Consider the following 11,498-nt stretch of genomic DNA (forward strand, 5'->3'; position numbering starts at 1 on the left):
GGCCATCTCGCGCCGCGGGCCTCACCGGGCCCGTTTCCCACGTACCGTGCGCTCATGTCTGCCAGAGCGCACAGCCTCGTCCAACTGTCCGTCGCCGGTGCCCTGTTGACCCTCGCCGTGGCGGCGCCGCCCGCCGCCGCCGGCCAGGGCCACGCGGTGCCGTTGCGCATCGCCACGTACAACATCCACGCCGGGACCGGGTCGGACGGCGTCTTCGACCTCGACCGGCAGGCCGCCGCGCTGCGCGCCCTCGACGCGGACGTGATCGGCCTCCAGGAGGTCGACGTGCACTGGGGGGAGCGCAGCCAGGGGCTCGACGTGGCGGGGGAGCTGGCCCGGCGGCTCGGGATGCGGGTGTCGTTCGCGCCGATCTACAGCCTGGACCCCGTGACGGCCGGCAGCCCCCGGCGCGAGTACGGCGTGGCGGTGCTGTCCCGCTTCCCGGTCCGGTCCGAGGCGAACCACGAGATCACGCGCCTGTCCACGCAGGACGAAAATCCGGTGCCGGCTCCGGCGCCCGGGTTCGGTGAGGTGACGCTCAAGGTGCGCGGGGTGCCGGTGCAGGTGTTCGTGACCCACCTCGACTACCGGGCCGACCCGGCCGTGCGGGTGGCGCAGGTCGCCGACACGCGGCGGATCATGGCCCGGGAGCGGGCGGCGCGGCCCGGCGCGCGCCAGGTGCTGCTCGGCGACTTCAACGCCGAGCCCTCGGCGCCCGAGCTGGGGCCGCTGTGGCGGGAGCTGCGCGACGCGGGCGCGGGCACCGGCGGCACGTACCCGGCCGCGGCACCGGAGAAGCGGATCGACTACGTGGCGGTGGGCCGGGGTGTGCGGGTGCGCGAGGCCGCCGTACCGGAGGAGGCGGCCGCCTCGGACCATCGGCCGGTGGTGACGGACGTGTCGCTGACACGCGGCTGAGCCCGCCCGGGGCGGGTGGCACGGCCGGAGCGGGTGGCACGGCCGGAGCGGGTGCCTCGGCCGGAGCGGGTGGCTCGGCCGGAGCGGGTGGCTCGGCCGGGGTGGGTGGCCCGCCGGGGGCGGGTGGCCCGGCCGGGGTGGGCATGGGCCGCTCTAGGCCACCGAGCCGATCCGCCCCGCCGGTGCCGTCGGGCCGTCGTGGTGGATCGGGGTGTGGGCGCCCGTCAGGGAGGCGCCCGTGCCGCCGCGGCGGGCGGCGACGATCTCGGCGGCGATGGACAGCGCCGTCTCCTCGGGGGTGCGGGCGCCCAGGTCCAGGCCGATGGGCGACCTGAGGCGGGTCAGCTCCAGGTCGCTGACGCCGACCTCGCGCAGCCGGGCGTTGCGGTCCAGGTGGGTGCGGCGCGAGCCCATGGCGCCGACGTAGGCGACCGGCAGCCGCAGGGCGAGCTTGAGCAGGGGTACGTCGAACTTGGCGTCGTGGGTCAGGACGCACAGCACGGTGCGCGCGTCGACCTCCGTGCGCCGCAGGTACTCGTGCGGCCACTCGACGACGATCTCGTCGGCGTCCGGGAAGCGGAGCCGGGTGGCGAAGACGGGGCGGGCGTCGCACACCGTCACGTGGTAGCCGAGGAACTTGCCGGCGCGGACCAGCGCGGACGCGAAGTCGATCGCACCGAAGACGATCATGCGAGGGGCGGGGACGGAGGACTCGACCAGCAGCGTGAGCGGTGCCCCGCAGCGCGACCCCTGCTCGCCGATCTCCAGCGTGGAGGTGCGGCCGGCGTCCAGGAAGGCGCCCGCCTCGGCGGCCACCGTCCGGTCCAGTTCGGGGTGGGCGCCGAAACCGCCGGCCCGGGAGCCGTCGGGGTGGACGAGGAGCGCGCGGCCCATCAGTTCCGCCGGGCCGCTCACGACCCGTGCCACCGCCGCCGCCTCCCCCCGTGCGGAGGCGGCGAGCGCGGCGGCCAGCACCGGGCGGGCGGGGTCGTCCGCCCGGACCGGTGTCACGAGGATGTCGATGACCCCGCCGCAGGTCAGGCCCACGGCGAAGGCGTCCTCGTCGCTGTAGCCGAAGCGCTCCAGGACGGTTTCGCCGTCCTCCAGCGACTGCCGGCACAGCTCGTACACGGCCCCTTCCACGCAGCCACCGGAGACCGAGCCGATCGCCGTGCCCTCGGCGTCCACCGCGAGGGCGGCGCCGGGCTGGCGGGGGGCGCTGCCGCCGACGGCCACCACGGTGGCCACGGCGAAGTCGCGTCCCTGCTCGACCCACCGGTTCAGCTCGTCGGCGATGTCCAGCATCTGTCGGTCCTCCTAGGACGAGGGTTACGTGAAAGGGTTCCCGTCGTGGCGGCTAGTGCACGCCCAGCCAGTTCTCGATCGGGTTGAGGGCGAAGTAGACGACGAAGATCACCGTCAGCGCCCACATGAACGCGCCGATCTCCCGGGCCTTGCCCTGGGCGACCTTGATGGCGACGTAGGAGATCACTCCGGCCGCGACGCCCGCCGTGATGGAGTAGGTGAACGGCATCAGGACGACGGTCAGGAAGACCGGGATCGCGGTGGCCCGGTCGGCCCAGTCCACGTGCCGCGCGTTCATCATCATCATCGCGCCGATGACGACCAGGGCGGCGGAGGCCACCTCCTGCGGCACGATCGCGGTGATCGGCGTGAAGAAGAGGCAGGCCGCGAAGAACACACCGGTGACGACCGAGGCCAGGCCGGTGCGGGCGCCCTCACCGACGCCGGTCGCGGACTCGACGAAGACGGTCTGGCCGGAGCCGCCCGCGACACCGCCGATGGCACCGCCGGCGCCGTCGATGAACAGCGCCTTCGACAGGCCCGGCATCCGGCCCTTCTCGTCGGCGAGGTTGGCCTCGGTGCCGACGCCGATAATGGTGGCCATCGCGTCGAAGAACCCGGCCAGCACCAGCGTGAAGACGATCATGCCGACCGTCATCGCGCCGACCTCGCCCCAGCCGCCGAACTCCAGCGTGCCGAAGAGCGAGAAGTCGGGCATGGAGACCGCGCTGCCGTGCAGCTCCGGAGCGCCGTTCGCCCACTGCTTGGGGTCGATGACACCGGCGGCGTTCAGCACCAGGGCGACGACCGTGCCGGTGACGATGCCGATGAGGATCGCGCCCGGGGTGTTGCGCGCCTGGAGCATGAAGATCAGGAGCAGGGTGCCCGCGAAGAGCAGCACGGGCCAGCCGGCCAGTTCGCCCGCGGGGCCGAGGGTCAGCGGGGTCGCCTCGCCGGCGTGCACGAAGCCGCCCTTGACCAGGCCGATGATGGCGATGAACAGGCCGATGCCCATCGTGATGCCGTGCTTGAGGGCGAGCGGGATCGCGTTCATGATCATCTCGCGCAGCCCGGTGACCACGAGCAGCATGATGACCACGCCGTACATCACGCACATGGCGAAGGCCTGGCCCCAGGTCATCTGGGGGACGACCTGGCCGGCGATGACGCCCGACACCGAGAGTCCGGCGGCCAGGGCCAGCGGCACCTTGCCGATGAAGCCCATGAGGAGCGTGGTGACCGCCGCGGCGAGCGCCGTCGCGGTGATCAGGGCCTTCTGGCTGAGGGTGTCGCCCGCGACGTCCTTTCCGCCGAGCAGGACCGGGTTGAGCAGGACGATGTACGCCATCGCCATGAAGGTGGTGATGCCGCCGCGCACCTCACGCGCGACCGTCGATCCTCTGTGCGATATGTGGAAGTAGCGGTCGAGCCAAGACCGGCCGGAGGGGACGCGGGAACCCGCGCCCGCTTCCTCGGCGGTGGTCTTGGGCTCCACGGACTGCTGGGTCATGGGGCCGTCTCCCAAGGTTCAAAGGGGCACCCGCGCGTGCCGCTGGGGCGGCTGCGGGGATTTGGGATGTGCACGACCCGGGGGACGGCCCGAGACGAACGCATGGTGGGTGGTGCCTTGAGGCCCGCGAGCGGACGGGACCCGGTAGGTGCTCCGGGCGGCGCGGACTGTGACGTTCCGTGCGCCGCCCGGAGGTTCGGTTCACGCCGTGCCGGTGAGGTGCTCCGGTCGTACCGGCGTGCGGTCGAGCGCCAGCCCCGTCGCGTTCCGGATGGCCGCGAGGACCGCCGGGGTGGAGGACAGGGTGGGGGCCTCGCCGATGCCGCGCAGCCCGTACGGCGCGTGGTCGTCGGCGAGTTCGAGCACGTCGACCGGGATCGTCGGCGTGTCGAGGATGGTGGGGAGCAGGTAGTCCGTGAAGGAGGGGTTCCTGACCTTCGCCGTCTTGGGGTCGACGACGATCTCCTCCATGATGGCGATGCCCAGCCCCTGGGTGGTGCCGCCCTGGATCTGCCCGATGACGGACAGCGGGTTGAGCGCCTTGCCGACGTCCTGCGCGCAGGCCAGTTCGACGACCTTCACCAGGCCGAGTTCGGTGTCGACCTCGACGACGGCGCGGTGCGCGGCGAAGGAGTACTGGACGTGGCCGTTGCCCTGGCCGGTGCGCAGGTCGAAGGGCTCGGTCGGCCGGTGCCGCCACTCCTCCTCGACCTCGACGGCCTCGCCCTCCAGGACGTCGACCAGGTCGCCGAGGACCTCGCCGCCGTCGGTGACGACCTTGCCGCCCTCCAGCAGGAGTTCCGCGGTGGCCCAGGCGGGGTGGTAGGAGCCGAACTTGCGGCGCCCGATCTCCAGGACCTTCTCGCGCACCAGCTCGCAGGCGTTCTTCACGGCGCCGCCGGTGACGTACGTCTGCCGGGAGGCCGAGGTGGAGCCGGCCGAGCCGACCTGGGTGTCGGCCGGGGCGATGGTGACCTGGGTGACGCCCAGTTCGGTGCGGGCGATCTGCGCGTGGACGGTGACGCCGCCCTGGCCGACCTCCGCCATGGCGGTGTGCACGGTGGCGACCGGCTCGCCGCCGATGACCTCCATGCGCACCTTGGCGGTGGAGTAGTCGTCGAAGCCCTCGGAGAAGCCGACGTTCTTGATGCCGACCGCGTAGCCGATGCCGCGGACGACGCCCTCGCCGTGCGTGGTGTTGGACAGGCCGCCGGGCAGCTGGCGCACGTCGGAGCCCTCGCTGGACTCCCACTGGCGCTCCGGCGGCATCGGCATCGCCTTGACGCGGCGCAGCAGTTCGGCGACCGGCGCCGGGGAGTCGACCGGCTGGCCGGTGGGCATGATGGTGCCCTGCTCCATGGCGTTGATCCGGCGGAACTCCACCGGGTCCATGCCGAGTTCCTTGGCGACCTTGTCCATCTGCGCCTCGTAGGCGAAGCACGCCTGGACCGCGCCGAAGCCGCGCATGGCGCCGCAGGGCGGGTTGTTGGAGTAGAGGGCGATGGCCTCGATGTCCACGTCGTCGATCACGTAGGGGCCGACGGCGAGCGAGGAGGCGTTGCCGACGACCGCCGGGGAGGCGGAGGCGTAGGCGCCGCCGTCCAGGACGATGCGGCACTTGAGGTGGGTGAGCTTGCCGTCCTTGGTGGCGCCGTGCTCGTAGAAGAGGCGGGCCGGGTGGCGGTGCACGTGGCCGAAGAAGGACTCGAACCGGTTGTAGACGATCTTGACCGGCTTGCCGGTGCGCATCGCCAGCAGGCAGGCGTGGATCTGCATCGACAGGTCCTCGCGGCCGCCGAAGGCGCCGCCGACGCCGGAGAGCGTCATGCGGACCTTGTCCTCGGGCAGGCCGAGCACCGGGGCGATCTGCTTCAGGTCGGAGTGCAGCCACTGGGTGGCGACGTACAGCTCGACGCCGCCGTCCTCGGAGGGCACCGCGAGGCCGGACTCGGGGCCGAGGAAGGCCTGGTCCTGCATGCCGAAGTAGTACTCGCCCTTGACGATCACGTCGGCGCGCGCGGCGGCCGCGTCGGCGTCGCCGCGGACGATCGGCTGGCGGTGCACGATGTTGGGGTGCGGGACGTGGCCGATGTGGTGGTCGTCGCGGCCCTCGTGGACGAGGATCGCGTCGGGCGCCGTGGCCGAGGCCTCGTCGGTGATGACGGGCAGCTCGCGGTACTCCACCTTGATCTTGGCGGCGGCGCGGCGCGCGGTCTCGGGATGGTCGGCGGCGACGATGGCGACGGGCTCGCCGTGGTGGCGGACCTTGCCGTGGGCGAGGACCGGGGTGTCCTGGATCTCCAGGCCGTAGTTGCGTACCTCGGTGGGCAGGTCCTCGTACGTCATGACGGCGTAGACGCCGGCCATGGCGAGGGCCTCGCCGGTGTCGATGGAGACGATCTCGGCGTGCGCGACGGTGGAGCGCAGGATCTGGCCCCAGAGCATGTCCTCGTGCCACATGTCGGACGAGTACGCGAACTCGCCGGTGACCTTGAGGGTGCCGTCCGGGCGGAGCGTGGACTCGCCGATGCCGCCCTTGGTCTGGGAACCCTGGGTGATTTTGGTGGGTGCGCCGGTGGCAGCCATGTTCAGACCCCCTCGGACTGGCGGGCCGCGGCCAGGCGGACCGCGTCCATGATCTTCTCGTAGCCCGTGCAGCGGCACAGGTTGCCCGACAGCGCCTCACGGATGTCCGCGTCGGACGGGTTCGGGTTGCGCTCCAGCATCTCGTCGGCGGCGACCAGCAGTCCGGGCGTGCAGAATCCGCACTGGACGGCGCCGGCGTCGATGAACGCCTGCTGGATCGGCGCCAGTTCGGTGCCCTCGCCGGTCTGCGAGTCGGTGCCGCCGGCCTGCCAGCGCTTGGCCTGGTCGAGGGTGGTTCCCTTGCCGGCGGCGCTTCCGCAGGCGCCGGTGGCGCAGCCCTCGGCGCGGTCCTTGGCGAACTCCGCCAGGCCCTCGACGGTGACGACCTCGCGGCCCTGCGCCTGGCCGGCCGCGACCAGGCAGGAGCAGACCGGCACGCCGTCCAGGCGGACCGTGCAGGAGCCGCACTCGCCCTGCTCGCAGGCGTTCTTGGAGCCGGGCAGGCCCATCCGCTCGCGCAGCACGTACAGGAGGGACTCGCCCTCCCACACGTCGTCGGCTTCCTGCGGACGTCCGTTGACAGTGAAGTTGACGCGCATTACGCAGCTCCCTCCGTGGCGTTGCGGGCGCCGCGGTACGACTCCCAGGTCCAGGTCAGCGTCCGGCGGGCCATGACGCCGACGGCGTGGCGGCGGTAGTTCGCGGTGCCGCGGACGTCGTCGATCGGGTTGCAGGCACCGGAGCACAGCTCGGCGAACTGCTTGGCGACCGACGGGGTGATGATCTTTCCGCTGTCCCAGAAGCCGCCCTCTTCGAGCGCCGCGTTCAGGAACTCCTCGGCCGTCTTCGCCCGCACGGGGGTGGGGGCGGCCGAGCCGATGCCGGTGCGCACCGTGCGGGTCTCGGGGTGCAGGGCGAGGCCGAAGGCGCACACGGCGATGACCATGGCGTTGCGGGTGCCGACCTTCGAGAACTGCTGGGGGCCGTCGGCCTTCTTCACGTGCACCGCGCGGATCAGCTCGTCGGGCTCCAGGGCGTTGCGCTTGACGCCCTTGTAGAACTCGTCGATCGGGATCAGGCGCCGGCCGCGCACCGACTCGGCCTCGACCTCGGCGCCGGCGGCGAGCAGCGCCGGGTGGGCGTCGCCGGCCGGGGAGGCGGTGCCGAGGTTCCCGCCCACGCCGCCGCGGTTACGGATCTGCGGGGAGGCGACCGTGTGCGAGGCGAGGGCGAGACCCGGCAGCTCGGCGCTCAGGTCCTCCATGATCCTGGTGTAGGGCACGGAGGCGCCGAGCCGTACGGAGTCCTCGCCGACCTCCCACTCGGAGAGGTCGCCGATGCGGTTGAGGTCCATGAGGTACTCGGGCCGACGGTGGTCGAAGTTGATCTCGACCATCACGTCGGTGCCACCCGCGATCGGCACAGCGGTGGGGTGCTCGGCCTTGGCGGCGAGCGCCTCCTCCCAGCTGGCGGGGCGAAGGAAGTCCATGACCGGCTCTTTCTTCTTCGTCTGCTTGTGGGGCGTACAGATTGAGCCAATCCGTGTGCGGCGGGCCCGGCTCGTTCATGTGCTGTTCACGTGGATTGGCCTCAGTACACCGCCCTGTGCTCCACCGGGGTCAGTCGCAGAAACCATGAAGGAGTTGGCTGGCCAGGGCGGGCATCTTGTAGATTCGTATGAACGGAGGTCCTCAGCGGCCTCCTGGTTTTTCTCCGGAAACGCGCGCCACAACCGCGTGACCTGGAACACTTCGAGACAGAGAACGGCGGCGACGAGAATGCGGCTGCGCGCACTGCTGGACACCGACGCGCTGGGCCTCGAGCTGCTCGGCGGCGAGGACGAGCTGGACCGTTCGGTCCGGGGCGTGATGACCACCGACCTGCGGGACCCCAGCCGCTACCTCTCGGGCGGTGAGCTGGTGCTGACCGGCCTGGCCTGGCGGCGGGACGCCGACGACTCCGAGCCCTTCGTGCGTCTGCTGGTGCAGTCCGGGGTGAGCGCCCTGGCCGCCGGCGAGGCGGAGCTGGGGAGCGTGCCGGAGGACCTGGTGCTGGCCTGCGTGCGGCACCGGCTGCCGCTGTTCGCGGTGCACGAGTCGGTGGCCTTCGCCACCATCACCGAGCACGTCGTGCGGCAGGTCTCCGGGGAACGGGCCGGCGACCTGGCGGCGGTGGTGGACCGGCACCGCCGGATGATGACCTCGGGGCCGGCGGGCGGCGGCCCGGACGTGGTCCTGGACCTGCTCGGCACCGACCTGGACCTGCGGGCCTGGGTGCTGTCGCCGACCGGGCGGCCGGTCGCGGGCTCGAAGGCGGCGGGCCCCCCGCTGCCCGCCGACGTCTGCGCACGGCTCGCGGCCGAGCACCTGGCGGCCACCCGCGGCGGGCGGCGCGCGCCGCACCGGGTGGCCGTGTCGGGCAGTACGTACAGCGTCTTCCCGGTGCGGTCCGGCGCCCGTTCCCCGCAGGCCGGGGCCGCCGCGCGCGAGGTGCGCGAGACGGTGCTGTCGGACTGGCTGCTGGCGGTGGAGGCGGACGCGGGCGACTGGGCCGAGGAGCGGCTCGACCTGCTGTACGGCGTCACCCAGCTGATCGCGGTCGAGCGGGACCGCCGGGACGCGGCGCGCACGGTGCGGCGGCGGCTGGCGCAGGAGGTGCTGGAGCTGGTCCAGACGGGCGCCGCGCCGGCCGAGATCGCGGCCCGGCTGCGGGTGGCGGCGCCGGTGCTGCTGCCCGGCCTCGGCGCCGCCCCGCACTGGCAGGTGGTGGTGGCGCGCGTCGAGTGGGAGGACGAGGCGGCGGAGACCGGCCCGGTCGCCCAGTCGCTCCTGGAGGAGATCCTCGTCGACCCGCGCGCCACCGGCCCCGAGCATTCCGACCGCATCGCCGTGGCGCACACCGGCGACGAGGCCGTCGCCCTCGTGCCGCTGCCGGCGGTCTCCACCGAGCACGACGGGTCCGAGTCCGGCGTCCTCGCGGACGCGCTGCTGGAGTCGGTGCGCGAGCCGCTCTCCGCCGGACTGGACGGCGACGGGCGGGTCACGCTGGGCGTCAGCGCGGCCGTGCACTCGGCGGAGGGGCTGCGCGGGGCGCTGGAGGAGGCCCGGCACGCCCGCCGGGTGGCCGCGGCGCGTCCCGGCCGGGTCTGCGCGGCCGGCCACCAGGAGCTGGCCTCGCACGTCCTGCTGCTCCCCTTCGTCCCCGACGACGTCCGGCGCGCCTTCACCGCACGGCTGCTCGACCCGCTGCGGGACTACGACCGCCGGCACCGCGCCGAGCTGATCCCGACGCTGGAGGCCTTCCTCGACAGCGACGGCTCCTGGACGCGCTGCGCGAACCGGCTCCACCTGCACGTCAACACGCTGCGCTACCGCGTCGGGCGGATCGAGCAGTTGACGGGCCGTGACCTCTCACGCCTGGAGGACAAGCTGGACTTCTTCCTCGCACTGCGGATGAGCTGAGGCGCGGCCGGTTCCGGGTCCGGGGCGCCCGCAAACCTCGGACCCGGGAACTCCCGCCACTTTGTGAAATCTTTCACCCATCCCCTTGGCCGGGCCGCCCGATCCGTGCTGAGATGCGGCCACCACTCGAGAGCTCGATGGCGTGCTAAGGGGAGGGCGACGTGGCGCATTCCGCCATGGCTGGTTCTGGCTGGGGAACGACCGAAGGTGACGATCCGCTCCAGACCGCGGTGTGGCGGCTGCGCTCGCGCGCCTGCTGGGCCGACGCGGCGGCCCTGCTGGAGCCGGTGACCGCGGCCACCGCCCTGCAGCGGACCGCGCTGCTGGTGGAGCGGTGCCTGTACACCGAGCAGGGCTGGGCGGAGGCGGAGGACGCGCTGCGCACCGCGGAGGCGCTGGCGCACAGCGACGACGAGCGGGGCGCCGCCGCCTGTGAACGCGGACAGCTGGCGTACGCGGCCACGGTGCACCAGGTGCGCGACCGGGCCGACGAGGCGCGGGCCGCGCTCGGCCGGGCGGCGGCGCTCATCGCGCCGGGGGCCGGCGGGCGGGCCCTGCTGGACTTCCGGCGCGGGCTGGTCGCGGAGAACCTGAGCCGCTCACCGCAGTCCGCCCGCGCGGCCTACCGGCGCGCGCACGCCGGGGCGACGGCGCACGCACAGCCGCTGCTGCTGTCGTTCACCTGGCGCCACCTGGCCGGACTCGCGCTGCGGGAGGGTGAGTTGGCCGAGGCCCGGCACGGCTTCGCCGAGTCCCTGCGGATCCGCGAGGAGCTGGGGTACCTCGTCGGTACGGCGCCCGCGCTGGCGTCCCTCGCGGACGCCGAGACGGAGCCGGAGGCGTCCCGGCTGCGCGAGGAGGCGCGCCGGCTGTTCCGGCTGCTGGGCGGCGTACCGACCTGGCTGGCCCAGCACCTCACCCCGCCGGCCCCGGACGCGGCGACGGCCTGACGCCCTCACGGGGGCCCGCTCCAGCGCGGGGCGGTGGCCGCCCATGCCGCGTCCCAGGCGGCGAGGTCGCGGCGCCACAGGACGAGTCCGGCGGCACCGTGGGCGGCGAGGCCGGCGAGGACGACACCGAGGAAGGCGAGGATCGCCCAGCCCATCGTGCGGCTGCGGATCTGGTCCGTGCTCAGCGGGGGCCCGGTGATGCCGCCCGACGGGTCGACCCAGACGAGCACCGTGCTGCCCGCGGTACTGCCCGGCTCGACGTCCGTGCGCCCCGTCCTGGGCACCCCGTCCGGACCGGTGAAGCGGACCTCGACCGGGTAGCGGGTCCGCCTCGCCTCGTCCGACCCGGGTTCCGGATGCCGCGGGGCGTCCCGTACGAGCACGGCGGGGTGCTGGTCCCGGGAGGCGGCCTCGTCGGCGGCGACGCCCCGGTAGTGGCGGTGGGCGGCGTCGCCGACGGTGAACATCGCCACCGGAGCCGCCGCCGGCACGCCGAGCACCAGCCCGACCGCCAGCCAGGCCCGCACCCGGTCGGTGCGGCGCCGCAGGGGGTTGCGGCGCCACGGCCACAGCAGCGACGGGCGCTGCCGTGCGGGACGGGGGGCGCCGACGCCCGGTGGTGGCTGGGCGGGCGGGATCTCACCGGCCACGGTGTGCCTCCTTCCCGGCTCGGGCGGCCGGAACGGGGCCGGCGGCGCCGGACGGCGACGACGGCCGGGGGTGTGCCCGGGAGGGCGGGACTCTTCACGTGCACCGGTACGGGTTCCG

General features: G+C 73.6%; 9 protein-coding genes. 3 read left to right on the forward strand and 6 right to left on the reverse strand.

Translation table 11 applies throughout. The annotated features are described in order from the left end of the window. Positions 1 to 54: 54 nt before the first annotated feature. Entirely contained in the window at positions 55 to 918 is an 864-nt protein-coding gene (locus tag IE108_RS15825) for an endonuclease/exonuclease/phosphatase family protein (RefSeq protein WP_064730472.1), read from the forward strand. A 153-nt stretch (positions 919 to 1,071) separates the two neighbouring features. Here the strand turns inward: IE108_RS15825 and IE108_RS15830 are convergent, their stop codons facing one another. The 5 genes from IE108_RS15830 to IE108_RS15850 all read right to left on the reverse strand — a co-directional run bounded on the left by IE108_RS15830 (position 1,072) and on the right by IE108_RS15850 (position 7,808). Next, positions 1,072 to 2,223 carry an XdhC family protein gene (locus IE108_RS15830; protein ID WP_064730471.1) on the reverse strand — a complete coding sequence of 384 codons (1,152 nt, stop codon included), beginning with the start codon at positions 2,221 to 2,223 and terminating at the stop codon, positions 1,072 to 1,074. Positions 2,224 to 2,275: 52 nt separating this feature from the next. Beyond that, on the reverse strand, positions 2,276 to 3,733 hold the full coding sequence (locus tag IE108_RS15835) for an NCS2 family permease (RefSeq protein ID WP_064730470.1): 1,458 nt from the start codon (positions 3,731 to 3,733) through the stop codon (positions 2,276 to 2,278). A gap of 201 nt (positions 3,734 to 3,934) precedes the next feature. Then, positions 3,935 to 6,319, reverse strand: a complete 2,385-nt coding sequence (locus tag IE108_RS15840) for a xanthine dehydrogenase family protein molybdopterin-binding subunit (protein WP_064730469.1) — start codon at positions 6,317 to 6,319, stop codon at positions 3,935 to 3,937. A 2-nt stretch (positions 6,320 to 6,321) separates the two neighbouring features. Then, entirely contained in the window at positions 6,322 to 6,918 is a 597-nt protein-coding gene (locus IE108_RS15845; protein ID WP_064730468.1) for a (2Fe-2S)-binding protein, read from the reverse strand. Continuing rightward, on the reverse strand, positions 6,918 to 7,808 hold the full coding sequence (locus IE108_RS15850) for an FAD binding domain-containing protein (RefSeq protein ID WP_064730467.1): 891 nt from the start codon (positions 7,806 to 7,808) through the stop codon (positions 6,918 to 6,920). The genes IE108_RS15845 and IE108_RS15850 overlap by 1 nt, the downstream gene beginning before the upstream one ends. A gap of 289 nt (positions 7,809 to 8,097) precedes the next feature. Between IE108_RS15850 and IE108_RS15855 the strand changes: the two genes are divergently transcribed. After that, positions 8,098 to 9,780: a PucR family transcriptional regulator gene (locus IE108_RS15855; RefSeq protein WP_064730466.1), complete on the forward strand. Its 1,683-nt coding sequence runs from the start codon at positions 8,098 to 8,100 to the stop codon at positions 9,778 to 9,780. 161 nt (positions 9,781 to 9,941) lie between these two features. Continuing rightward, the gene (locus tag IE108_RS15860) at positions 9,942 to 10,730 is read left to right on the forward strand and encodes a hypothetical protein (RefSeq protein ID WP_064730465.1); all 789 of its coding nucleotides are present in this window, start codon (positions 9,942 to 9,944) and stop codon (positions 10,728 to 10,730) included. A 5-nt stretch (positions 10,731 to 10,735) separates the two neighbouring features. Here IE108_RS15860 and IE108_RS15865 read toward each other — a convergent pair whose 3' ends face one another. Next, positions 10,736 to 11,380 carry an Rv1733c family protein gene (locus tag IE108_RS15865; protein ID WP_064730464.1) on the reverse strand — a complete coding sequence of 215 codons (645 nt, stop codon included), beginning with the start codon at positions 11,378 to 11,380 and terminating at the stop codon, positions 10,736 to 10,738. Between the last annotated feature and the right edge of the window lie 118 nt (positions 11,381 to 11,498).

This window comes from Streptomyces parvulus (assembly GCF_014648855.1).
GTDB classification, from domain to species: domain Bacteria; phylum Actinomycetota; class Actinomycetes; order Streptomycetales; family Streptomycetaceae; genus Streptomyces; species Streptomyces parvulus.